Origin of the sequence: Dankookia rubra (genome assembly GCF_004355005.1) — a bacterium.
GTDB classification, from domain to species: domain Bacteria; phylum Pseudomonadota; class Alphaproteobacteria; order Acetobacterales; family Acetobacteraceae; genus Paracraurococcus; species Paracraurococcus ruber_A.
Genome location: NZ_SMSJ01000035.1, coordinates 21,217 through 45,315, shown reverse-complemented (window position 1 = coordinate 45,315; position 24,099 = coordinate 21,217). Strand labels below are relative to the sequence as shown.

The following is a 24,099-nucleotide window of genomic DNA, read 5'->3' as shown; positions in this document are numbered from 1 at the left end:
GCATTGGTGCCCGACCACCAGAAGGCCGCGGGCTGCAGCGACTTCGGTGACTCGATGCCCTGGCCGGCGCGGCTCCACTTGCTCCCCGTCGCCTCGTTGCATGGGTCGCCCGTCCGGGTGACGTCGGATAGGGCGAGGCCGCTTCACCCCGCACGGGCATCCCTTCTGCTGTTCAAAGTGAATGCCGCCCGGCACCACCGCATCCCGAAGCAGGAGCACCGGGTGACCACCTGGGCCAAGTACGACGCCGGCCTGCGAGCCCGCGGCAGGCTGACGGCCTGCTTCATGCCAGAGGCGGTGAAGGCCTGGAGGGCCGAGCCGCGTATCGGTCGGGGCAGTCAGCCCTCGTACTCGACCCCGGCGACTGCCACGGCCCTGACGCTGCGGGCCGTGTTCCGCTTCGCGCTACGCCAGACCGGGGGCTCGACCGGCTCGATTCTGCAATCCCGCGTCAGCTCATCCAGTTGCCGCCATCGATGTTATAGGTCTGCGCGACGACATAGTCCGCATCGGCGCTGGCCAGGAAGGCGGCGAGGCCACCGATCTCGTCGGGCCGGGCCATCCGGCCGAAAGGCACCGCCGCGCCGACCCGCCGCTTCTTCTCACCGGCCGGCAGGTTCTCGTACCGGGCAAAGCGGGCGTCCACGTCGTCCCAGTGCTCGTTGTCCACCACGCCAGGCGCGATGGCGTTCACGTTGATGCCGTGCCGGATGAGGTCGAGGCCGGCGCTCTGCGTCAGGCTGATCACCGCCGCCTTCGACGCGCAGTAAACGGCCACCAGCGGCTCGCCCCGCCGGCCCGCCTGGGAGGCGAAGTTGATGATCTTGCCGCCCTGGCCCTGCGTAATCATCTGCCGAGCCGCGGCCTGCAGGGTGAAGAGCAGGCCTTCCACGTTCACCGCGAAGACGCGGCGGTAGCTCTCGCGCGTGATCTCAACGATCGGCGCCAAGTCGAAGATCCCGGCATTGTTCACCAGGATGTCGAGCCGGCCGAAAACCGCCGCCGTGGCGGTGACGGCGGCGTCGATGGAGTCCTGCCGGGTGACGTCCATATGCATCCCAACTGCACCCTCGCCGATCGCCGCAGCGGTCGCCCGCGCGCCCTCCTCGTTCAGGTCGGCGATCATCACCCGCGCGCCTTCCCGCAGGTAACGTTCGGCGATCGCGCGGCCGATGCCGCGCGCCGCGCCGGTGATCAGGGCGGACTTGCCGGCGAGCATCATGCGGTGGTCTCCAGCGGTGACAGGGCGCCGTACAGCGCGCGCCAGTGCGGCAGCCGCGCGGCATAGGCGGCGGCAAGATCGGGATCGGGCTCGACCGTCTCCGTCCGCCTCGGCGGCGTGCAGACGGACTCCGCCGCTTCACCGGTCACCGCCAGCCGCGCCAGCCGGGCCGCGCCGAAGGCGCCGCCGAACTCGCCGGCAGCAGGCCGATGCAGCGGGATGCCGAGAGCGGCGGCAAGGATTGCCACCCAGGCGCGCGACCGCGACCCGCCGCCGATGACGGTCGCCTGCCGCGGCGCGGTGCCGGAGGCGGCCAGCGCGTCAAGGCAGTCCCGCAGCGAAAAGGCGACGCCTTCCAGCACTGCCTGGGTCAGCGCCGGGCGCTCCGCCTCCGCCGAGAGATTAGCGAAAGCGCCGCGGATGACGGCGTTGTTGTGCGGCGTCCGCTCGCCCGACAGGTAGGGCAGGAACAGCGCCGGGCTCGGCGCGCGCGGCGGCGGCATCTCCGCCAGCAGCGCCGCTTCCGCCTGCCCCGCGACACCGGCCCACCAAGCGAGGGACGCCGCCGCGGACAGCGTGACGCCCATCTGGTGCCAGGTCGCCGGCAAGGCATGGCAGAAGGCATGCACCGCGTCCCTTGGCCAGGGGCGGAAGGCATCGGTCGTGGCGAAGACAACGCCTGAGGTGCCGAGCGATACGAAGGCGTCACCGGCGTGGATGGCGCCGAGCCCGACCGCCCCCGCGGCGTTGTCACCGGCGCCGCCCGCCAGCAGCGGCGGCGCGGCGAAGCCCCACTCGGCCGCCAGCGCGGCGCGCATCCGGGCCGCCGGCGCGCTGCCTTCCGCCAGCCACGGCATGGCGGCGCGGGTCAGGCCCGTCGCGTCCAGCAGCCGGTCCGACCAGTCGCGCCGGCCGACATCCAACCAGAGCGTGCCGGACGCATCCGACATCTCCTCCACGGCATCGCCGGTCATGCGCTGTGCGACCCAGGCCTTGGGCAGCAGCACCCGCCGCGTGCGGGCAAAGAGGTCGGGCTCGTGCCGCCGCACCCAGAGCAGCTTCGGCGCGGTGAAGCCCGGCATGGCGAGGTTGCCGGCGATGCCTTGCAGTTCCGGCACCGCGGCCTCCAGCGCGCGGCATTCCGCCGTGCTGCGGGTGTCGTTCCAGAGGATGCAGGGTCTCAGCACGGCCCCAGTGGCGTCGAGCAGTACCGCGCCGTGCATCTGACCGGACAGGCCGATGCCCCGCACCGCCGCCCATTCCGCCGGCTTCGCCGCGCGCAGCGCCGCGGTGCAGGCCAGCACCGCCCGCCACCACGCCTCCGGGTCCTGCTCGCTCCAGCCGGGCTGCGGGCGGAGAAGGTCGAGCGGCGCGGAGGCCTCGGCCAGGACGCGCTGGTCGCCATCCACCAGAATCGCCTTGACGGAGGAGGTGCCGAGGTCGAAGCCCAGGAACATTTGCGCCTCCCCGTCCCGTGCTCAGCCGAGCGCCGCCGCCACCTCAGCCGCCCGCGGCAGATCGGCGCCGCGGCGGGTGCAGGTGATGGACGCTGCGACGGCGGCGTAGCGCAGCACGTCCCGCAGCGTGCCGGAATCGATGGTTGCGACGCCCTCCCGCGTCAGCCGCCCGTGATGGCGCAATCGGGCCAGCAGCGCCGCGTGGAAGGTGTCGCCGGCGCCGACCGTGTCCACCACCGGCACGGCGCGCCCCGGTTCGTCGAACCGACCGCAGGCATGGAAGGCGGTCGCACCGGCCGCGCCGCGTGTCAGCACCACGAGGCCGACGCCCGCCGCCTGCCAGCGCGCGGCATGCTCCGCCGGGTCGGCGCCCATGCCATAGGCGGCGTGCAGGTCCTCCTCGCTCAGCTTCACGATGGCGGCCGTGCGGAGGAAGCGGTCGAAGCGCGCGCGCCAGCGGTCGATTCCGCCGACCAGCATCGGGCGGAGATTGGGATCGAGGCTGACCACGCGCCGCGGTCCCTCGCGCTCGGCCAAGGTCAGCAGGGCGCTGCTGACCGGCTCCACCGCCAGGACGTAGGAGCCGATGGCGAGTGCCTCGGTGCCTGGCCCCAGGGCGGAGGGCAGGTCCGCCGCCGTCAGGTCGCGGTCGGCGCAGCCCTCGGCGTGGAAGGTGTAGTGTGGGTGGCCCTCCGCACCGGGCGAGACGACGACAAGCGGCGTCGGCCGGCCGCTGCGCCGAACGAAGCCGGTGTCCACGCCTTCCGCCGCGAGGCGGGCCGCGAGAAAGTCGCCAAAGCCGTCGCGCGAGAGGCCGCCGAGGAAGCCGGACGGCATGCCGAGCCGTGCCAGCCCGACCGCGAGGTTGAAGGGCGAACCGCCAGCCGCGGCGACGGCGGGCAGCGTCGCGCCATCGGACGGTCCCTGCACGAAAAGATCGATCAGCGCCTCGCCGCAGACCAGGATCATGCGCGTCAGGCCGCCAACGGGTGCCGCCCCAGCGCCGGCAAGGCCTGCCCCTCCGCATCGAAGACATGGCAGGCGGCGCCCTCGACGCCGAGGCGGACGGGCGCATGCGCCGGCGTCGGATCGCTCCCCTCGATCTGCACGACCACCGCCTCCCCGCCCACCAGTGTCACGTGCAGCAGGGTCAGGCCGCCGAGCCGTTCCACCAGCCGTACCTCGCCGGCGAAGGCGCCGGCCGGGTCGGGCCGCAGCGCCTCGGGCCGGATGCCGAGCGTGACCGCCGCCCCCGGCCGCGACGCGCCGCCGGCGGGCACGGTCAGCCGTGCGCCGGCTGCTTCCAGCATCACGCCCGCGCCGTCGGCGCCGAGCACGCGCGCCTCGAGGAGGTTCATGCGCGGCGAGCCGATGAAGCCGGCGACGAAGAGGTTGGCGGGGTGGTGGTAGAGCTCGAGCGGCGAGCCGACCTGCTCCACGCGGCCGGCCTGCAGCACCACGATCTTGTCGGCCAGCGTCATCGCCTCGACCTGGTCGTGGGTGACGTAGATCATGGTGGCCTGCAGGTCCTCGTGCAGCCGCGCCAGTTCGATGCGCATCTGGCCGCGCAGCGCGGCGTCGAGGTTCGAGAGCGGCTCGTCGAACAGGAAGATGCGCGGGTTGCGGACGATGGCGCGGCCTATCGCAACGCGCTGGCGCTGGCCGCCCGAGAGTTCCTTCGGCCGGCGGTCGAGATAAGGTTCGAGCTGCAGGATGCGCGCCGCCTCGGCCACCTTCCGCGCCCGTTCCGGCTTCGGCACGCCGGCCATGCGCAGCGCGAAGCCCATGTTGTCCCGCACCGTCATGTGCGGATAAAGCGCATAGGACTGGAACACCATGGCCAGGCCGCGGTCGGCCGGCCCCACCTCGTTCACCCGCTGGCCGTCGATCAGCAGGTCGCCTGAGGTGATCTCCTCCAGCCCCGCGATCATGCGCAGCAGCGTGGACTTGCCGCAGCCTGAGGGGCCGACGAAGACGACGAACTCGCGGTCCGCCACCTCGAGGTCGACGCCCTTGATGACCTCGTGCGCCAGGTAGCTCTTGCGGAGGTTGCGGAGCTGGAGCGTGGCCATGGCGGTCTCCCTATTTCACGGCGCCGAAGGTCAGGCCGCGGACCAGCTGGCGCTGGCTGAGCCAGCCGAAGACCAGGATGGGCGCGACGGCGATGGTGGAGGCGGCGGAGAGCTTGGCGAAGAACAACCCCTGCGGCGAGGAGAAGGAGGCGATGAAGGTGGTCAGCGGCGCCGCCTCCGAGGTCGTCAGGTTCAGGCTCCAGAAGGCCTCGTTCCAACAGAGGATGAGCGAGAGCAGCGCGGTGGAGGCGATGCCGGGAACCGAGAGCGGCAGCAGCAGGTGCCAGAACTCCGACCCGGTGCGGGCCCCGTCCATCCGCCCGGCCTCCAGGATCTCGCCCGGCACCTCCTTGAAGAAGGTGAAGAGCATCCAGACCACGATGGGCAGGTTCATCAGCGCATAGATCACCACTAGACCGCTTCGCGTATCCAGGATGCCGAGGCTGCGGAACAGCAGATAGATCGGCACCAGCACGCCGACCGGCGGCAGCATCTTGGTCGACAGCATCCAGAGCAGCGTCGAGCGCGTGCGCGCCGTCGGATGGAAGGCCATGGCATAGGCAGCCGGGATGGCGAAGGCGAGCGCGAGCAACGTGCCGCCGACCGAGATCAGGACACTGTTGAGCGCAAAATGCAGGTAGTCCGCCCGCTCCTGCACCTCGGCATAGCTCTCAAGCGTCGGCGCGAAGAGGAACTGCGGCGGGGTGGCGATGGCGGCTATCTCGGACTTGAAGCTGGTCAGCACCATCCAGAAGATGGGGAAGAACAGCAGCAGCGCCGCGCCCCAGCCGAGCACCGTGGCCAGCAGCATCTGCCTTCGGGACGAGCGCATGGCCTAGACCTCCAGCCGCCGGGCAATGGAGCGCACCAGGAAGAAGGCGACGACGTTGGCGAGCAGGATCGCCACCACCCCGCCGGCCGAGCCGCCGCCGACATCGAATTGCAGCAGGGCGCGCGCATAGATCAGGAAGGCGAGGTTGGTCGTGGCATTGCCCGGGCCGCCCGAGGTGGTGACGAAGATCTCGGCGAAAACCGTCAGCAGGAAGATGGTCTCGATCATCACCACGACGCTGATGGCGCGCCCGAGATGCGGCAGGGTGATGAAGACGAACTGCGCGACCGGGCCGGCACCGTCCATCCGCGCCGCCTCCTTCTGCTCGTGGTCGAGGGACTGCACCGCGGTCAGCAGGATCAGCAGGGCGAAGGGCAGCCACTGCCAAGCGACGATAACGATGACGGCCAGCAGCGGATATTCGGCGAACCAATCGACCGGCTCCATCCCGACCGCGCGCGCGAGCGACCCGAGCACCCCGTAGATCGGGTGCATCATCAGGTTCTTCCACACCAGCGCGCTGACCGTCGGCATAACGAAGAAGGGCGAGATGGCGAGCACCCGGGCGACGCCTTGCCCTGGAAAGGGTTGGTCGAACAGCACCGCCAGCAGCGTGCCGAACCCGACGGTGATGACCAGCACCGAGCCCACCAGGATCAGCGTGTTGGTGAGCGAGGCCCAGAAATCCGGGTCGGTGACCAGGAATTCGTAGTTCTCGAGGCCTGCAAAGCCCGAGACCTCCGGGTTCAGCAGGTTGTAGCGCTGGAAGGAGAACCACAGCGTCATCGCCAGCGGCACGATCATCCACAGGAGCAGCACGCTGACCGAGGGCGCGAGCAGCGGGAAGGCGCTGCGGCGCCGGGCCCCGGGCGGCGCCGCCGTGACTTCGGCGCCCTGGTCGAGGGTGGTGAAGGACATGCCGATCCCCTTCCCGCGCCGCCTATTTCGGATAGCCCGCCTGGCGCATGGTCCGCTCGGTCGCGGATTGGGCAGTCCGCAGCGCCTGCTCCACCGGCGTGCCAGTCAGCGTCGAGGCGATGGTCTGCCCGACCTGCGTACCCAGCCCCTGGAATTCCGGGATCGCCACGAATTGCGCGCCGGTATAAGGACGCGGGTTGCGGGTCTGCGCGCTCGGGTTGGCGCTCATGATCGCCTTCTGCACGAAGGAGGCGAAGGGGGCGACCTTCTGGTAGTCCGGGCTGTCATAGGTGGATTGCCGCGTGCCCGGGGGCACCGCCACCCAGCCATTCTCCTGCGCGACCAGCCGGATGTAGTCCTTCGACGTCGCCCAGAGGACGAACTTCCGCGCGGCCTCCTGCTGCTTCGACGTCGCGGGGATGGCCAGGTTCCAGCTCCAGAGCCAGGTCGGGCCGCCGGTGAATTCGCCGGTCGGCATGGGCGCGAAGCCCACCTTGTCCGCCACCTGCGACTGCTTGGTGTCATACAGCAGGCCGGCGGCGACGCTGGCGTCGATCCAGATGCCGCAACGGCCGCCGGCGAAGAGCGCGAGGTTCTCGTTGAAGCCGTTGGAGGTCGCACCGGGCGGGCCGTATTCCCGCAGCCCGGTGCTGTACCAGGTCACCGCGTTGCGCCATGCCGGGGTGTCGAGCTGCGGCTTCCACTGCGCGTCGAACCACTGGCCGCCGAAGGCCGTCGCGAGCGGCGTGACGAAGGCCATGTTCTCGCCCCAGCCCGGCTTGCCGCGCAGGCACAGCCCGTAGGTCTGGCTGGACTTGTCGGTGATCTTCGCCGCGATGTCGCGGATCTGCGCATAGGTCGGCTCGGCCGGCATGGTGATGCCGGCCTTCTGCAGCAGGTCCGTGCGGTAGTAGGTCATCGCGCTCTCGGCGTAGAAGGGCAGCGCGTAGAGCTTGTCCTGGTGGCTGATGCCGGTGCGCACGGGGGCGAGGATGTCGTTGACGTCGTAGCTCGCCGGCAGGTTGTCGAAGGGCGCCAGCCAGCCCTGCTTGGCCCAGATCGGCACCTCGTAATTGCCGATCGTCAGGATGTCGAACTGGCCGGCCTTGGTGGAGATGTCGGTGGTCAGGCGCTGGCGGAGGACGTTCTCCTCCAGCACCACCCAGCGCAGCTTCACGTCGGGGTTCTGCTGCTCGAATCGGCTCGACAGCCGCTGCATCACCACCATGTCGCCGTTGTTCACCGTGGCGATGGTGACGGTCGCCTGGGCCAAGGCTTGGCTGCCCGGCCAGCAGGCGGCGACGAAGGCGGCAAGAACCGCCGCGAGACGATGCCTGGGACGCATTCCTTATTCTCCCCTTCGGTGCCGACCGCCTGAGGGCCGGCGCATCAAAAGCCTTCTTCCTGCCGCGCGCGGCGCAGCGTCTCCCGACAGCCCACGGCATAGAGCGAGGCGAGCCAGCGCCCGACCGCCTGCCGCAGCCGCGGATCCTCGCCCAGCTCGCCGAACAGCGGCCGCACCGCCAGCAGCGGCGCCGGGTCGGGGCCGCCCGCCACCGCCCGCTCGCGCAGCGTCGCGGCCAGCGGGTGGCGGATCTCGATCGGCCTGCCCTCCTCGTCCTCGCCGCGGATGCGGCGGAACCAGGCGGCCAAAGCCAGGGCGAGCAACCCGATCCCACCGTCCGCGCGCAGCCGGTCGCGCAGCGGGTCCACCAGCACGTTCACCGGCGCATCGGTGTTCACCCGCTCCACCGTGTCCTCGATGGCGGTATTTGCGAAGCGTTCGACCAGCGTGCGCTTGTAGAGCGCGATATCGATGCCCGGGACCTGCGGCAGGGTCGGTCCGGTCTCGCGGTCCATCAGCGCCACCATCAGGGCGCGGATGGCGGGATCGGCCATGCTCTGGTCGATCGTATGGTATCCGGCCAGCCGGCCCAGGGCCGCGACGGCGAGGTGGCTGCCGTTCAACAGCCGCAGCTTCATGAACTCGTAGGGCGCGACGTCGGCGACGAACTGGGCGCCTACCTCCTCCCATTCCGGGCGCCCGGCGACGAAGCGGTCCTCGATCACCCATTGCCGGAAGCTCTCGGCGAATACCGGCCAGCGGTCCTCGATGCCGTAGCGGGCGCGCAGTTCGGCCGCCTGCGCCTCGCGCGTGACCGGCGTGATGCGGTCCACCATGGTATTGGGGAAGGCAGCCTCGGCGCGGATCCAGTCGGCCAACGCCGGGTCGCGCCGCTCCGCGAGGTCGAGCACGGCGTCGCGCAGCACGTCGCCGTTGTGCTGGATGTTGTCGCAGGTGAGCGCGGTGAAGGCGGGCAGCCCGGCATCGCGCCGGCGGCGGTAGGTCTCCACCAGGATGCCGATGGCGCTGCGCGGCGCCTCGGGGTCCGCCAGGTCGTGGCGGATCGCGGGGTGGTCGGCGTCCAGCTGCTTGGTCGCGCGGTCGAGGCAATAGCCGTGCTCGGTCACCGTCAGGCTGACGATGCGGATGGCCGGGTCGTCGATGGCGCGCAGCAGCTCGGCCGATGCATCGCCGGCAAAGATCACGCCGGCCAGCGCGCCGATGACGGTAACCTCCTCCGCCGCACCGCTGCGCTCCACCAGCGTGTAGAGCCCGTCCTGCGGCGCCAGCGCCTCCTGCATCCGGCGGTCGCCGGGCAGCAGGCCGGCGCCGAGGATGCCCCAGCGCAGCGCGTCGGACCGGCGCGCCATCAGGTCATGCGTGTAGCGCGCCATGTGGGCGCGGTGGAAATTGCCCAGGCCGAGATGGACGACCCCCGGCCTGACCGCGCCCAGGTCATAGCGCGGCACGTGGACCGCGGAGGAAAGCCCGGCCAGGACCTGCCGGTTCAGCGTGACGGCGGGCATGGGAGCGACTTCGGGGTGCGGCGGGACGCGTGCGCACCACGGCATGCGGAACGGAGTGATGGGGCCGCGGCGAAGCGGTACATGGCACGTCCTCTCCCGGGCGTTTCCGCCCCGCCGGTTCGTCGGACCGGCTTGCCGAGCATGATGCCTGCTGCCCGGAGCGAGTCAATAAATAAATCCACCGGAAGGATTAAATCGTTGTCGGGTCGGTCGCGGGCGGCCTAGACTGCCCGCAGGCCCGGACCGGCCGGTGACAGGATCATGACTCAGGGTGGCGACCTCATCCCGGACGAGCCCGGCGCGCCCGCGGCCTCGACCCTCAGCCGTGGCACCAGCCAAGCCGGCGTCCGGCTGTACAACGAGCGGCTGGTCCTTTCGCTTCTCCGCCGCCACGGCAGCCTCTCGAAGATCGAGATCGCGCGGCTCACCGGTCTCTCGCCGCAGACCACCACGACCATCGTCAACCGGCTGGAGCAGGAGCGCTTCGTCCTGCCCGGCGAGCCGCGGCGCGGCCGAATCGGCCAGCCGGCCGTCCCCTTTCGGCTCAATGCTGACGGAGCCTTCGCGCTCGGACTCGTCATCGGCCGGCGCAGCGCGGATGTGGTGCTGATGGACTTCGTCGCCGGCCTCCGCGCCCGGCAGCGCAGCACCTATGCGGTGCCGGACGCGGGGCGGGTGCTGGGCTTCGCGCGCGACACGCTGGGCGCGATCCTGGACGGGATGACGCCGGCCGAGCGAGCGCGTCTCGCCGGTCTCGGCGTCGCCATTCCCTTTGACCTCTGGAGCTGGGAGGAGGAGCTAGGCATCCCGGCCGGTGCCCTGGAGGCTTGGCGGCATCTCGATGTCGCGGAGGTGCTGGCGGCGCAGGTGGCGCCGCTGCCGGTGCACGTGTTCAACGACGCGACCGCCGCCTGCGCGGCCGAGCTGTCCTTCGGCAGGCAGAGCCGCGGCCGGCGCGACTTCCTCTACGTCTATCTCGGCGCCTTCATCGGCGGTGGCCTGGTGCTGGACGGACAGCTCTTTCCCGGCCGCACCGGCAATGCCGGGGCGATCGGGTCCATGCCGGTTGCCGCGCCCGGCGGTGGCGCGCCAAGGCAGCTGCTCCACACCGCCTCGCTCTATGCGCTGGAACGCCACCTGCTGGCCGCCGGCCACGACGCTTCGGCCATCTGGCTCTCGCCCGACGAGTGGCGTGGCTTCGGCGAGCCGCTCGACGCATGGTTGGATGAGGCGGCGACGGGCCTGGCCCAGGCGGTGGTCGCGGCCAACGCAGTGGTGGATTTCGAAGCGGTGGTGATCGAGGGCGCCTTCCCGCGGGAGGTGCGGAGTCGGCTCGTCGCGCGCGTCGCGCAGCAGATGGAGGCGCTGGACCGCCAGGGACTGTCAGGCTTCGAGGTGGTGGAAGGGTCCATCGGCCGGGACGCGCGCGCCATCGGTGCTGCCTCCCTTCCCCTGCTGGCCAGTTTCGCACGGGACCGGGAGGTGCTGTTCAAGGCAAGCCCGACGCGGCCGGAGGTGCTGCGGGCTTCCTAGTGTTCACAGGCGCCGTGTCGCATGTGGCGGTTTGGATGTGGCTTCACTCTCTTGCCGGGCCGGCGGCATGGATGCACTGAGCCCTAGCCGCGTTTGGGACCTGGCGATGCGGATGTAGTTCGGGCTGCCCTGGTTGAGCACGCGGTTCAGCGCGTCGGCGACGATGGCCACTTGCTGCCCGTCTGTCCGGAAGCGTGGCCCGTCACTGACGGCACGCTCCGAGCGCCGCATATCGGACTGCAGGAGAGCGCGTCAGCCATACCCCGAGGCCGCTGCCGGCCCTTGCGACCGCGCTCGGTGATGCACCGCAGCTGCGCATCGCGCTGCGTTGGCGCGGTCTCCGCGGCTTCGCCTGGCACCGCTTCGCGCGTGGCAGCACGAGCAAGGCCGTCTCGGAATGCCGCGCCGCAGCCGCGGCGCCTACAGCGTCCCGGCGCGACGGCTCATGAAGTCCTGACCAAGCGCAAATAGGGGTGATCGGTCAGGGATGCGATGCGGCCTGGCTCTGCGACGAAGCGGTTCAAGGCGCCGCAGCAACCCTCGAAGATGCCGTCGGGATCGTCAAAGAGCCGGAGCGAGAGAAAGCGCTCGCGCGGGTAGAGGCAGACCCGCTCCACCGAGTTCAATTGCGCAGGTCGGAACGTCCTGCGTCAGGCATTTGTCGTCCGCGGCCTTGGCTGCCCCGCGCGGATCATCCTGACCGCGGGCCAGCGCGGCGGTGCCCGACAAGCGCTCGCCCCGCTCGGCGAGGACGAGCCCGAGGCGGTGCCGGCCGATGCAGCATACGACTTGGACGCCTTCCGCCAGGTCATCGTCGCGGCTGGCACGGTCGCGGTCATTGCCAACAACCCGTCCCGCGCCATCAGGCATCCCTTCAAGAAGGCGCCATACAACGAACGCCACCTCGTCGAGTGCTGCTTCTCCAGGCTCAAGGAGTTCCGCCGCGTCGCCACACGGCACGAAGGGACCGCGCGAACTACCTCGTCATCATCAACCCTCGCCGCAACCGTCCTCTGGCTCAGGCAACTGTCCACAAACCTAGCCTGGGTTCTTGCCGGACAGCAGCTGCGCGACCCAGCGGCTGCGGGGAGATTGCTCGCACAAGGTCAGCCCGGCGATCAATGCCGGCACGCCGATGAAGGCGCCGGGGATGCCCCAGAGGAAGGCGCCGAGGAAGACCGCGACCAGCACCAGGAAGGGCGACATGGCCAGCCGCGCCCCGGCCAGCCGCGGCTCGATCGTGCTGCCCGAGAGGAACTGGATGCCCTGCAGCGCCAGGAAGACGAAGACCGCCGATTGCCACGTACCGAATTGCAGAACCGCGAAGATCGTCGGAAACAGCGTCGCCAGCAGCGAGCCTATGAACGGAATGTAGTTCAGCACGAAGGCGATCACGCCCCATTCCAGCGCCAGCTCCAGTCCCATGGCGCGGGCGAAGGCCCAGACCGCGATGCCGGTCGCGATGCTCATGATCGTCCGTACCCGCATGTAGGTGCGCAGCTTTGACGCCGTTTCTATGCAGCCCCGCAGAAGGCGGGCGGCACCCGGCCTGTCCCGCCCGATGCGTGCCAGTTGCCGCGCCGCGACGCCGGCTTCCAGCAGGCCAAGGATGACGAAGACGAGCGTGACGCCGAGGAAGCCGACCACACCCTGCAGCTGCCCCAGCACCGCCTGGGCGATCCGCACCAGCCAGCGGCTGTCGAACTCGACCAGTCCCGCCGCCGCGATGCCGCGCGCTTCCAGCCACTCCAGCTGCTGCAGGTAGAGCACCTGCAAGGCCCCGGCATTGGCGATGACCCAACGCGCGACGCGGCCGAAGCCCCAGCCCGCGGCCAACGCCAGCCCCACCAGCACCACCAGCGTGACGCCCACCGTCACCAGCAGCGCCAGGATCGCCGGCACCCGCGCCTGCAGCAGCCCGCGCTGCACCGGCCAGGCCAGCGCGACGACCAGCAGCGCGAAGGCCACCGGCGCCAGCACGGGCTCCGCCAGGCTGACGGCGCCGGCAAGCAGGATGGTCGCGCAGATCCCCAAGGCCAACCGGCCGCCGCCATCGCCCGCCATCCCACGCATCCCCTTGCACCGATCGGCCGAGGCTGATGCAGCCGCTGCGGCGGACGGCATCATCGCATGGCTGGCGCAACGTCGGGAATGGCATTACGGAAGCGTAAGTCAGACTGCAGGACACGAGGCGCATGCTGTACCGCACGAGACGCCTGCTCCGCCGCGGCGGCATCCTGCTGGCCGTGCTGCTCGCCGCGCTGCTCGGCCTGCGCATCTGGGACGTGTCGAGCGCGCCGCCGCTGCGCCCCTGGCACCTGGTGGTGCCGGACGAGCTTCCGGTCGCGGCGCTCGATGCCGCCGATTGGACGCGCTACCTCGAGGTCGAGAAGACCGCCTTCGAGACGGTGCGCCGCGAGGTGACGGACAGGCTGGAGCCTGAGGACCAGGTCGCCGCCAACCGCTACTTCGCCGGCAGCCCGATGCATGCCGACCGCTTCGTGCAGGACTGGAACCGCAGTTTCCTGCTGCTGCCAGACGGCACGCCGCGCGGCGCGGTGGTCTTCCTGCACGGCCTGACCGACGCACCCTACAGCCAGCGCCACATCGCTGAACGCTACCGGCAGTTGGGCTTCGTCGCCTACGGCATCCGCCTGCCCGGCCATGGCACCGTGCCAGCTGGCCTGACGAAGATCGGCTGGGAGGATTGGCTGGCGGCGACGCGGCTGACGGTGCGGGAGGCGCGGGGGCGGATCGGTCCCGACCTGCCGCTGCACATCGTCGGCTATTCCAACGGCGGCGCGCTGGCGATGAAATACGCGCTCGATGCGATCGAGGATTCGCGCCTGTCGCGGGCCGACCAGCTGGTGCTGATCTCGCCGATGATCGGCGTCACCGCCTTCGCGCGCTTCGCCGGGCTGGCGGCGCTGCCGGCAATGCTGCCGGCCTTCGCCAAGACCGCCTGGCTGGCGATCCTGCCGGAGTTCAACCCGTTCAAGTACAACTCCTTCCCGGTGAACGGGGCGCGGCAGTCCTGGCGGCTGACCAGCGCGCTGCAGGCGCAGCTTCGCAGCATGGGCGCGGCCGGGCGGTTGCAGGCGCTGCCGCCGGTCCTCACCTTCCAGTCGGTGGCGGATGCCACCGTCAGCACGCCGGCCGTGCTCAGCGCGCTTTATTCGCAGTTGCCGGCGAACGGCAGCGAGATCGTGCTGTTCGACATCAACCGCAATGCCAAGCTCGGCCCGCTGCTGAGCCCGGCCGCCGCCGCGCTGGCCGATCGGCTGCTGCCGCCGGCGCCGCGCCGCTACGCCGCGGTCGTGGTCGGCAATGCGGACCCGGACCAGGACGCGGTGGTGGCGCGCGCCGTCGCCGCGGGCGGCACGGCGGAAGCGATCGCGCCGCTCGGCATCGACTGGCCGCATGAGCTCTATTCGCTGTCGCATGTCGCGCTGCCCTTCCCGGTGTCCGATGGGCTCTATGGCGCCCGGCCCGACCCGGCACCGGAGGAGGATTTCGGCATGCGGCTCGGCGCCGTGGCGCCGCGCGGCGAACGAGGCGTGCTGGTGCTCGATCTCGACAGTTTGGTGCGGGTCAGCTCGAACCCTTTCTACTCATACTTGATGGACCGCATCGAACAAACGATCACTGCCGCCGGCCGCTAGCGTTGGCGTTTCACGGTTGTAGCAAAATCATTTTGTTGCGCGGTTGCTTCGGGTACTCTGTCGCCGCGGTAACGGAGATCACCATGCGTCCCCTGACGGCCTCGCTGCACGCCGCATGCCGGACCATACTGCGCCTGCGGGCCTGCCTCGGCGTCCTGCTGCTGCTCTCCGCCTGCGACGACAACGCGCCTCCGCCGGCGCCCGAGATCAGGCCCGTGCGGATCGTGACTGTCGCGCCGCGCAGCGGCGGCGACAGCGTCTCGATCACCGGTACCGTGGCGGCGGAAACCGAAGTCAACCTGGCCTTCCGCATCGATGGCCGCATGGTCGAACGCCTGGTCAATGTCGGCGACCGGGTCAGCGCCGGCCAGGTCGTCGCCCGGCTGGATCGGCAGAACGAGGAGAATTCGCTCCGCGCCGCCCGCGCCCAGCTTTCCGCCACCCGCGCCCAGCTGACCGAGGCGCGCAACAACTACCAGCGGCAGCGCGAATTGCTGCAGACCGGCTTCACCACGCGCGTGCGCTACGACCAGGCGACGCAAACGCTGCGCAGCGCCGAATCCGCGCTGGACGCGGCCCAGGCGCAGGCGAACATCGCCGAGAATCGCCTCGGCTATACCGAGCTGCACGCCGATGCCGGCGGCACCGTCACCGCCCGCGGCGCCGAGCCGGGGGAGGTCGTGCAGCCCGGCCGCATGATCGTGCAGATCGCGCGGGAAGAAGGCCGTGACGCGGTCTTCGACGTGCCGCCCAGCATGAAGGATCAGGCCCCGGCCGACCCGGTGATCGAGGTCGCGCTGACCATGGACCCGACGGTGCGCGCCACGGGGCGGGTGCGGGAAGTCTCGCCGCGCGCCGACCCGGCCACCGGCACCTTCCGCGTCTGGGTCGGGCTCGATGCCCCGCCGCCGGCCATGCGGCTCGGCTCCACCGTCACCGGACGGATGGAGATCGGCGGCGGCACGGCGATCGAGGTCCCGGCCTCGGCGCTGACCCGTGCCCAGCAGCAGCCGGCGGTCTGGGTGGTGGACCCGGCGACCCAAACCGTGGCGCTGCGGCCGGTCGAGGTGCTGCGCTTCGACCCGGCCCGCGTGCTGATCGCCCAGGGGCTCGAGACCGGCGAAACCGTGGTGACCGCGGGCGTGCAGGCGCTGCGCCCGGGGCAGAAAGTCCGGCTGCTGGGCAGCGTGAGCGCGGCGCGATGATCGGCCCCAACCTTTCGGCCGCCGCGGTCAGCCGGAAGTCGGTGACCGTCTACTTCATGATCCTCGCGGTGCTGGCCGGCACCCTCACCTTCCTGCGGCTCGGCCGCAACGAGGACCCTGCCTTCACCTTCCGCACCATGGTCGTGCAGGCCGGCTGGCCCGGCGCCTCGACCGAGGAGATGCTGCTGCAGGTGACCGAACGGCTGGAGCGCACGCTGCAGGAGGTGCCGAACCTCGACACGCTGCGCAGCTACACGGTGCCGGGCCAGACGACGATCTTCGTCGACCTCAAGGGCTCGACCAGGCCGGCCGATGTGCCGGAGATGTGGTACCAGGTGCGCAAGCGCGTCGGCGACATGCGCCACACCCTGCCGCAGGGCGTGGTCGGCCCCGGCTTCGACGACGATTTCGGCGACACCTTCGGCACGATCTACGGCTTCACCGCGGACGGCTTCACCCACCGCGAGCTGCGCGACGAGGTCGAGCAGGTGCGCTCCCGCCTGCTGCAGGTGCCCGACGTCTCGAAGGTCGAGATCCTCGGCGCGCAGGACGAGGTGATCTTCATCGAATTCTCGCCCGAGCGGCTGGCCGGGCTCGGGCTGAACTACCCGGCGCTGATCCAGGCGCTGCAGGCGCAGAACCTGGTGCTGCCGGCCGGCCTGGTACAGACCGGGAACGAACGTCTCTCGGTCCGCGTCTCCGGCGCCTTCTCCACCGCCGAAGACGTGCTGGCGGTCAACTTCGTCGCCGATGGCCGCCTGATCCGGCTCGGCGACATCGCCGAGGTCCGCCGCGGCGTCGCCGACCCGCCGCAGCCGCTGTTCCGGGTCAACGGCCAGCCCGCCATCGGGCTGGCGGTGGCGATGCGGGAGGGCGGCGACATCCTCACGCTCGGCCGGAACATCCGGCGGGAGATGGCGGCGATCGTCGCCGACCTGCCGATCGGCATCGAACCGGTGCTGGTCGCCGACCAGGCGCGCACCGTGGACCATGCCGTCGGCGAGTTCATGGAATCGCTCTGGCAGGCGATCCTGATCACCCTCGTGGCCAGCTTCGTCGCGCTTGGCGTGCGGCCCGGCTCGGTGGTGGCGCTGTCGATCCCGCTCAGCCTCGCCATCTGCTTCCCGCTGATGGCGCTCTGGGGCATCGACCTCGACCGCGTCTCGCTCGGCGCGCTGATCATCTCGCTCGCCCTGCTGGTGGACGACGCGATGACCGCGATCGACGCCATGATCCGCCGGCTGGCCGCGGGCGACACAAAGGAGCAATCGGCGACCTTCGCCTATACGACGCTTGCGGCGCCGATGCTGACCGGGTCGGTCATCACCATCGCCGGCTTCGTCCCCATCGGCTTCGCCGCCAGCAGCGCCGGCGAATACACCTTCGCCATCTTCGCGGTGGTCGCCATATCGCAGATGGTCTCCTGGTTCGTCGCGGTGCTCTTCGCGCCGGTGCTCGGCCTCGCCATCCTGAAGCCGCCGCAGGGGCCGGTGCAGGCGGGGCCGGCGAAGCAGGGCTGGCTGATGCGCGGCTTCAACGCGCTGCTGGTCGGCGCCATGCGGGCGCGCTGGCTCACCATCGGGCTGACGGTCGGCATCTTCGCCCTCTCGGTCTGGGCGGTGCGCTTCGTGCCGCAGCAATTCTTCCCGGCCTCCGACCGGGTCGAGCTGATGGTCGATCTCGCCCTGCCGCAGAACGCCTCGATCCATGCCTCCGAAGCCGCGACCGAGGCGCTGGACGCGATCCTCGCCAAGGACGCCGATGTCGAGAGCTGGAGCGCCTATGTCGGGCGCGGCGCCATCCGCTTCTACCTGCCGCTGAACGCCCAGCTGCCCAACCCCTTCTTCGCCCAGGCAGTGGTGGTGGCGAAGGACCTGCCGGCGCGGGCCCGGCTGCAGCCGCGGCTCGAGGCGCTGCTCGCCGAGCGCTTCCCCGAGGCGACCGGCCGCGTCTACCCGCTCGAGCTCGGCCCGCCGGTCGGCTGGCCGGTGCAGTACCGCGTCACCGGGCCGGAGGTGGAGACGGTGCGCGACATCGCCTTCCGCGTCGCCCAGGTGATGGCCGCCGATCCCGGCGCGCGCGGCACCAACTTCGACTGGATGGAGCCGGCCCGTCAGCTGCGCGTGCGCGTCGACCAGGACCAGGCACGCATCCTCGGCCTCAGCTCGGCCGGCCTCTCCGCCTTCCTCAACGCGACGCTGACCGGCACCACGGTGACGCAGCTGCGCGACGACATCTACCTGGTCAACGTCGTCGCCCGCGCGACGGCCGACCAGCGGCTCTCGCTCGACACGCTGCGCGGGCTGCAGGTGCCGGTGCCGGGCGGCCGCACCGTGGCGCTCGGCACCTTCGCCAGCTTCGACTACGAACAGGAATACCCGCTGGTCTGGCGGCGCGACCGGGTGCCGACCCTGACGGTACGCGCCGACGTGGTGCCGGGCGTGCTTCCGGAAGCAGTGGTCACGCGCCTCGAGCCGGGCATGGCCGCCATCGCCGCAACGCTGCCGAAGGGCTACCGGCTCGAACTCGGCGGCATCGCCGAGGAGAGCGCATCCTCGCGCGCCTCGGTCGCCGCGGTCGTGCCGATGATGCTGGTCATCATGTTCACCGCGCTGATGGTGCAGTTGCAGAGCTTCGTCCGGCTCGCCCTGGTGATCGCCACCCTGCCGCTCGGGCTGATCGGCGTGGTGGCGGCGCTGCTGCTGTTCCGCCAGCCGCTCGGCTTCGTCGCCATCCTCGGCATCCTCGCGCTGCTCGGGATGATCGCCAAGAACGGCGTCATCCTGCTGGTGCAGATCGAAGCCGACCGGGCCGAGGGCATGACGGTCTGGGACGCGCTGGTGGCGGCCAGCAATTCGCGCTTCCGGCCGCTGATGCTGACCGCGCTCTCCACCGTGCTCGGCATGATCCCGATCGCGCCGACGGTCTTCTGGGGGCCGATGGCCTTCGCCATCATGGGCGGGCTGCTGGTGGCGACGCTGCTGACCCTGGTCTTCCTGCCGACGCTCTACGCCACCGTCTACGGCGCCCGCGCGCCGGCCCGGCAGGCGGCGCTGCCGGCCGGCGCGCGGGCCGGGGCCGACTAGCCGGTCATGGCGGACCTCCTGCCGGTCGCGGCGGTGCTGGGGCTGCTGCCGCTCGCGCTCTGGACCCTGGTCCGGGCGCGGGGGATGGCCGCGGTGCTGGGCTTTGCCGGCTGCGGGCTGGTGCTGGCGCTGGCCTGGCTGGCGCGCGGTGCGCCGCTGGTGGCGGCGGCGCAGTTCCTCGGCACCGGCTTCGCCGCGCTGCTGCTGGGCCGCGCGGTGCGGCTGCCGGGGGCGGCGGAGCTGGCCGACCCGGCGGACCGGCCCGCGCCGGCGCTGCGCGGCGTGATTGCCCTGCTCTGCGCCGGCCTCGCCGCCGCGCTTGCCCTCGTGCTGCCGGACCCGCCCGCGCCGCAGGCGGCCGGGGCGGTGGCGGAGGTCCTGCTCGGCCGCCGGCTTGCCGACACGCTGGTCGCGCTCGCCCTGCTGCCGGTCGCCGGCATCGGCCTCTGGTCGCTCGCCCGCGGCGGATCGGCGCGGTGACGCTGCTCGGCATCGGCGCCTCGGCGCTGGTCGGCATCGGCCTCTATGGGTTGCTGACGCGGCCGGAGCCGCTGCGGCGTATCCTCGCTGCCAACCTGCTGGGCAGTGGCGTGGTGCTGCTGCTCGGCGCGCAGCCGGCCTCGCAGGCGATCGCCGTCACCGCGCTGGCGATCGGCACCGCGGCGACCGCGCTGGCGCTCGCCCTGCTGCTGCGGCTGCGCACCGAGGCATGAGCGGCACGGGCCTGCTGCTGCCGCTCGCCATCGGCCTGCCGCTGCTCGGCGCGCTGCTGGCGCCGCTGCTGCCCGGGCGCTTCGCGGCGCGCTTCGCCAGCCTGGTTTGCCTGCTCGGCAACCTCGCCGCGGTGGCGATCGAGCTCGCGGTCTATCGCGGCGGCACGCCGCTGCTGCAGCCGATCGGCGGGCTGCTGCTGCGGGCGGACGGCCTGGCTGCCGCCATGCTCGGCACCAGCGCGATGGTGACCGGCGCCGTCGGCCTCTATGCCCGCGCCGACCATGGCGACGCCCCTGCGTTCTGGAGCCTGCTGCTCGGCGTCTGGGCCGCCATGGCGCTGGTGCTGCTGGGGACCGACCTGTTCAGCCTGGCGATCGCGCTGGAGCTGCTGACCTTCGCCTCCGTCCCGCTGGTCTGCCTGGACGGCAGGCCGGGCACCGTCGCGGCGGCGCTGCGGTCGCTGCTGTTCGGCCTGCTCGGCTCGGCGCTGATCCTGCTCGGCTGCGCGCTGCTGCTCGGCCGCACCGGCACGCTCGACATCCAGGCCTTGGCCGGGCTGACGCGGGCCGAGCCGGCGACGCTGCTCGCCTGCGCGCTGATGACCGCGGGGCTGCTGGCCAAGACCGCGCTCTTCCCGCTGCATCTCTGGCTGCCGGCGGCGCATGGCGGCGCCTCCGCCGCGGTCAGCGCCCTGCTGTCAGCGCTGGTGGTGAAGGCCGCCTTCGTGGTGCTGCTGCGGCTCTGGTTCGGCGCCGCACCGGCGCTGCTGCCGGCGGTCGCGCCGCTGCTCGCCGGGCTGGGCGGCGCGGCGATCCTGGTCGGCAGCCTGGTCGCGGTGCGGCAGGCCCGGCTGAAGCTGCTGGTCGCCTATTCGACGGTCGCCCAGCTCGGCTACCTCTTCCTGGCCTTCCCGCTGGTCGTCGCCACCACCCCCGCGCTCGGCGCCTTCGCCTGGACCGGGGCGGTGCTGCAGGCGGTCAGCCATGCCTTCGCCAAGGCCGCCATGGCCATGGCGGCGGGGCTGCTGGCGGCCGCCCATGGGCATGACCGGCTGGACGCGCTGGGCGGCGCCGCCCGGGCCATGCCGGTGACGGTGATCGCCTTCGGCCTCGCCGGGCTGTCGCTGATGGGCATGCCGCCGAGCGGCGGCTTCACCGCCAAGTGGCTGCTGCTGCGCGCCGCGGTCGAGAGCGGGCAATGGTGGTGGTCGCTGGTCATCGTCACCGGCGGGCTGCTGACGGGCGGCTACGTCTACCGCGTGCTGGCGGCGGTGCAGGCCCCGGCCGAGGGCGGCCCGGCGGCGCGCCCGCCCGGCGCGCGAGGGCAGGAGGCGATCGCCATGACGCTTGCCCTGATCTCCGTCGTGCTCGGGCTGGTGCCGCTCGGCTCCTTCGGGCTGGTGCAGATCGGCCGGCTGGGAAGCGCGCCATGACCGGGCTGCTGCTGGCGCTGACCGTGCTGGCCCCCTTCGGCATGCTCTGTGCCTGCGCCTGGCCGGGGCCGCGGCGGGCGATGCCCGGGCTGCTCTGGCTGGCACCGCTGCCGGGCCTGGCCGCGGCGCTGCTGGGGGCGGGACACCCGCCGATCGTGCTGGACGAGGCGCGCCGCTTCACCGCCGCGCTCGATGCGCCGGGGGCGCTGCTGCTCGGCGGGGCCGCGCTGCTGTGGTGCCTGGCCGGCGCCTATGCGCGGTCCTATGTCGCCGGGCCGGGCGCCGGGCGCTTCGCCGCCTGGTGGCTGCTGACCCTGACCGGCAGCCTCGGCGTCTTCATCGCCGGCGACCTCGGCAGCTTCTATCTCGCCTTCGCCGTGGTCAGCCTGGCCGCCTTCGGGCTGGTCGGGCATGACGGCACGCCGGGCGCCCGGCACGCCGCGGCGGTCTACCTGCTGCTGGCGGTGGCGGGGGAGGCCTGCCTGCTGCTGGGCTTCGCCCTGCTGGCGGCCGAGATCCCGGGCGACAGCCTGGCGATCCGCGACCTGGTGGCGGCGCTGCCGGGAGCGCCGGGGCGCGACCTGATCATCGGCCTGCTGCTGGCCGGCTTCGGGCTGAAGGCCGGCCTGGTGCCGCTGCATGTCTGGCTGCCGCTGGCGCATCCGGCGGCGGCGATGCCGGCCTCGGCCGTGCTCAGCGGCGCCATCATCAAGGCCGGGATCATCGGGCTTGTCCGCTTCCTGCCGGGGGATGGCGCGGTGCCCGGATGGGGGGCGATCCTGGCCGGGATCGGCTTGCTGACCGCCTTCTGGGGAGTCGCCGTGGGGGTCACTCAGCGCAACCCCAAGGCCGTGCTGGCCTATTCCAGCATCAGCCAGATGGGCGTGGCCGGCGCCGCGCTGGGCCTCGGCCTGGCGGCGGGAGAGGCCGGGGCCGCGGCGGCGGTCGCCTTCTATGCGCTCTGCCACATGCTGGCAAAGGGGGCGCTGTTCCTCGGCGTCGGCGTCGCCATGACGAGCGGGCGGCGCCGGCCCTGGCCGGTGCTCGGCCCGGCGCTGGTCCTGGCGCTCGGCTTCGGCGGGCTGCCCGGCACCGGCGGGGCGCTCGGCAAGGCGGCGGTGAAGGGGCTGTTCGGCCATGGTGCGCTCGGCCTGCTCGCCGGCCTTTCAGCCGCCGGGTCGACCCTGCTGATGCTGCATTTCTGCCGGCGGCTGGTGGCCGAGGCGGCGGCCGACCCCACCGCCCCGCCGCCGGCGGGGCTGCTGCTGCCCTGGCTGGCCCTGGCGCTGGCCGCCGTCGCGGTGCCCTGGTGGCTGTTCGGCCCGAGCGGGCTCGGCGACCCCCTGGACAGCCTCGACCCCGCCGGGCTCTGGCCGGTGCTGCTCGGCGGCGGGCTGGCGCTGGCGTTGCGCCGGGTGACGTTGCCGCCGGTGCCGGAGGGCGACCTGCTGGTGCCGGTCAGCCGGTTCCTGGGGGCCGGGGCGCCCTGGGCCGGCCGGATGGCGGGGCTGGAAGCGGTGCTGCGCAGTTGGCCGGCGGCCGGGGCGGCGCTGCTCGGCCTGGTGCTCGCGCTCGGCCTTGCCCTGCTGGTCTCGGCGCCCGGCTGAGGGTGCCCCGCCGCGGCGGAAGGCTAGGCTGGCCGCGCCGGACCGCGCCGCCTCCGGCGGCGTGGCGGTGTCCTTGCTGCGGACCGCAGGCCGAGGGGACCGCAGGCCCAGGAGACCGCAGGCCCAGGCCGTGGCGTGCCACCGTCCAGGAAGCAGGCATGCTCGCCGCAACGGATCGCTGACGGCGGAGCCATGCAACGGCTGTGTCGGCACCATGCCGGAGCGGCGCGCCGCCCCGGCAATTCGTCATGCCGCTTCAGCGGTCCGCCGTCGCGGGCCGGGTGCCGGCCGTGGGCGGCGCCGCCACCCAGGCCGTGCCAGCGCGCGCCTTGGCCTCGGCATAGTCGAACAGCGCCTGCATGAAGCGCTGGTCAAAGGGCTCCCGCCGTTCGGCGGCGAAGTTCGAGCCGATATAGCTGAGGCGGAAATCGATGCCGTCGCGCTGCGCCGTCAGGTAGATGCGGCTGATGTCGCCGACCCCGCTGAAATGCAGCAGCGTGGCGATCGAGCGCCGGGCGATGGAGAAGAGGCCGCGGCTGACGCTGGCGCCCTCGATGTCGATCCGCCCGTTGCGGATCACCCAGATGGTGCGCGGGCGCGGCATGCGCCGCGGCCCCGTCACCCCGCGCAGGTCGAGCGAGGGCGGGTAGAGGAAGACCTGCGCCGCCGCGCCGCCATCGACATGCATCTCCTGGAAGGCACGGCCGGCATATTCGACGTCCACCAGCACCGGCGGGAAGGCGCCGGGGATCGAGGCCGAGGCCAGCAGGATCTTGCGGAACAGCGTCAGCGCATCGGGGTGCCCGCTGGCCGCGATGGCGCCGATGTTCCAGACCACCGGCCGCTGCAGGTCGAGGTTGGTGGTGCCGATCAGCAGCAGCCGCCCCTCGGCGTATTCGCGGGCGATCGCGGCCAGCATCGCCCCGTCCGCATGGCGCTGGATGAGGCGCAGCAGCGGCGAGGTATCGGCCAGGGAATCGTTGAACAGCACCGCGACGGGGAGCCGCCGCAGCAGGATCAGGTCCGGCGGCGCCATCTCGGTGAAGACCTCCCGCAACTGCGGGTCGTAGTCCGGGCCGAGGAAGGCGAAGGGTGCGATCAGCGCGCCGGCGGAGATGCCGGTGACGATATCGAAGCGCGGCCGCGTGCCGCTGGCGGTCCAGCCGGTCAGCAACCCGGCGCCATAGGCGCCGTTGTCGCCGCCGCCGGACAGCGCGAGGAAATGCGCCGGCGGCAGCGCGCGGCCGGCGGCCCCGGCCTGGAGCGCACCCTGGCGCGCCAGCATCAGCGCGACCTCCCGCTGCAGCGGCTCGGGCGGACCGTCCGGCCAGAAGCGCGCATTCGGGAGGCCGAGCACGGGCAGGTCCACGGTCGCCTCGGCCGGCGGCGCGTCCAGCCGCAGGATGCCGGCGCAGCCGGCGAGCGGCAGCAGCAGGAGCAGCGCCAGGGCGACGCGCAGCAAACCGGGGCATGCCCCGGCGCGGGCGA

At 72.0% G+C, this 24,099-nt stretch carries 18 protein-coding genes and 1 pseudogene; 9 read left to right on the top strand and 10 right to left on the bottom strand.

Features of this window, described 5'->3' with window-relative positions; genetic code table 11:
* Positions 1-54: 54 nt before the first annotated feature.
* A pseudogene (locus E2C06_RS40360) lies at positions 55-432 on the top strand (transposase); the annotation flags it as partial.
* Between the two features lie 19 nt (positions 433-451).
* Here E2C06_RS40360 and E2C06_RS21330 read toward each other — a convergent pair.
* The 8 genes from E2C06_RS21330 to E2C06_RS21295 are packed head-to-tail and all read right to left on the bottom strand — an operon-like array spanning position 452 to position 9,372.
* Positions 452-1,222, bottom strand: a complete 771-nt coding sequence (locus E2C06_RS21330; protein WP_133290638.1) for an L-iditol 2-dehydrogenase — start codon at positions 1,220-1,222, stop codon at positions 452-454.
* A complete protein-coding gene (gene xylB / locus E2C06_RS21325) occupies positions 1,219-2,679 on the bottom strand; it encodes a xylulokinase (protein WP_133290637.1) in 1,461 nt (486 codons plus the stop codon). Before xylB ends, E2C06_RS21330 begins: the two co-directional genes overlap by 4 nt.
* Positions 2,680-2,700: 21 nt before the next feature.
* A complete protein-coding gene (locus E2C06_RS21320) occupies positions 2,701-3,648 on the bottom strand; it encodes a carbohydrate kinase family protein (RefSeq protein ID WP_133290636.1) in 948 nt (315 codons plus the stop codon).
* A 5-nt stretch (positions 3,649-3,653) separates the two neighbouring features.
* On the bottom strand, positions 3,654-4,751 hold the full coding sequence (locus tag E2C06_RS21315; protein WP_133290635.1) for an ABC transporter ATP-binding protein: 1,098 nt from the start codon (positions 4,749-4,751) through the stop codon (positions 3,654-3,656).
* A gap of 10 nt (positions 4,752-4,761) precedes the next feature.
* Positions 4,762-5,583 carry a carbohydrate ABC transporter permease gene (locus E2C06_RS21310; RefSeq protein WP_133290634.1) on the bottom strand — a complete coding sequence of 274 codons (822 nt, stop codon included), beginning with the start codon at positions 5,581-5,583 and terminating at the stop codon, positions 4,762-4,764.
* Positions 5,584-5,586: 3 nt separating this feature from the next.
* Positions 5,587-6,501, bottom strand: coding sequence for a carbohydrate ABC transporter permease (locus tag E2C06_RS21305; protein WP_133290633.1), 915 nt, complete (start codon positions 6,499-6,501; stop codon positions 5,587-5,589).
* 22 nt (positions 6,502-6,523) lie between these two features.
* Positions 6,524-7,846, bottom strand: coding sequence for an ABC transporter substrate-binding protein (locus E2C06_RS21300; protein ID WP_133290632.1), 1,323 nt, complete (start codon positions 7,844-7,846; stop codon positions 6,524-6,526).
* A 44-nt stretch (positions 7,847-7,890) separates the two neighbouring features.
* Positions 7,891-9,372, bottom strand: a complete 1,482-nt coding sequence (locus E2C06_RS21295) for a mannitol dehydrogenase family protein (protein ID WP_165982539.1) — start codon at positions 9,370-9,372, stop codon at positions 7,891-7,893.
* A gap of 261 nt (positions 9,373-9,633) precedes the next feature.
* Here E2C06_RS21295 and E2C06_RS21290 point away from each other — a divergent pair, with 261 nt between their 5' ends.
* Positions 9,634-10,905, top strand: a complete 1,272-nt coding sequence (locus E2C06_RS21290; RefSeq protein WP_133290630.1) for an ROK family transcriptional regulator — start codon at positions 9,634-9,636, stop codon at positions 10,903-10,905.
* 1,038 nt (positions 10,906-11,943) lie between these two features.
* Here E2C06_RS21290 and E2C06_RS21275 read toward each other — a convergent pair.
* Positions 11,944-12,969, bottom strand: coding sequence for an AI-2E family transporter (locus E2C06_RS21275; protein WP_133290629.1), 1,026 nt, complete (start codon positions 12,967-12,969; stop codon positions 11,944-11,946).
* Between the two features lie 131 nt (positions 12,970-13,100).
* Between E2C06_RS21275 and E2C06_RS21270 the strand changes: the two genes are divergently transcribed.
* The 7 genes from E2C06_RS21270 to E2C06_RS21245 all read left to right on the top strand — a co-directional run bounded on the left by E2C06_RS21270 (position 13,101) and on the right by E2C06_RS21245 (position 22,611).
* Positions 13,101-14,567, top strand: coding sequence for an alpha/beta hydrolase (locus tag E2C06_RS21270; protein ID WP_133290628.1), 1,467 nt, complete (start codon positions 13,101-13,103; stop codon positions 14,565-14,567).
* Between the two features lie 83 nt (positions 14,568-14,650).
* Positions 14,651-15,772: an efflux RND transporter periplasmic adaptor subunit gene (locus E2C06_RS21265; protein ID WP_133290627.1), complete on the top strand. Its 1,122-nt coding sequence runs from the start codon at positions 14,651-14,653 to the stop codon at positions 15,770-15,772.
* Complete coding sequence (locus tag E2C06_RS21260; RefSeq protein WP_133290626.1) at positions 15,769-18,858, top strand: efflux RND transporter permease subunit; 3,090 nt, start codon at positions 15,769-15,771, stop codon at positions 18,856-18,858. The genes E2C06_RS21265 and E2C06_RS21260 overlap by 4 nt, the downstream gene beginning before the upstream one ends.
* Before the next feature lie 6 nt (positions 18,859-18,864).
* Complete coding sequence (locus tag E2C06_RS37765; RefSeq protein ID WP_165982538.1) at positions 18,865-19,338, top strand: hypothetical protein; 474 nt, start codon at positions 18,865-18,867, stop codon at positions 19,336-19,338.
* Positions 19,335-19,571 (top strand): NADH-quinone oxidoreductase subunit K, encoded by a 237-nt coding sequence (locus E2C06_RS37760; protein WP_206664624.1) that lies wholly within the window; start codon positions 19,335-19,337, stop codon positions 19,569-19,571. Before E2C06_RS37765 ends, E2C06_RS37760 begins: the two co-directional genes overlap by 4 nt.
* The gene (locus E2C06_RS21250; protein ID WP_133290625.1) at positions 19,568-21,004 is read left to right on the top strand and encodes a complex I subunit 5 family protein; all 1,437 of its coding nucleotides are present in this window, start codon (positions 19,568-19,570) and stop codon (positions 21,002-21,004) included. Before E2C06_RS37760 ends, E2C06_RS21250 begins: the two co-directional genes overlap by 4 nt.
* Complete coding sequence (locus E2C06_RS21245; RefSeq protein WP_133290624.1) at positions 21,001-22,611, top strand: complex I subunit 5 family protein; 1,611 nt, start codon at positions 21,001-21,003, stop codon at positions 22,609-22,611. Before E2C06_RS21250 ends, E2C06_RS21245 begins: the two co-directional genes overlap by 4 nt.
* Positions 22,612-22,867: 256 nt before the next feature.
* Here E2C06_RS21245 and E2C06_RS21240 read toward each other — a convergent pair whose 3' ends face one another.
* Positions 22,868-24,073, bottom strand: coding sequence for a patatin-like phospholipase family protein (locus E2C06_RS21240; protein WP_133290623.1), 1,206 nt, complete (start codon positions 24,071-24,073; stop codon positions 22,868-22,870).
* Positions 24,074-24,099 lie beyond the last annotated feature (26 nt).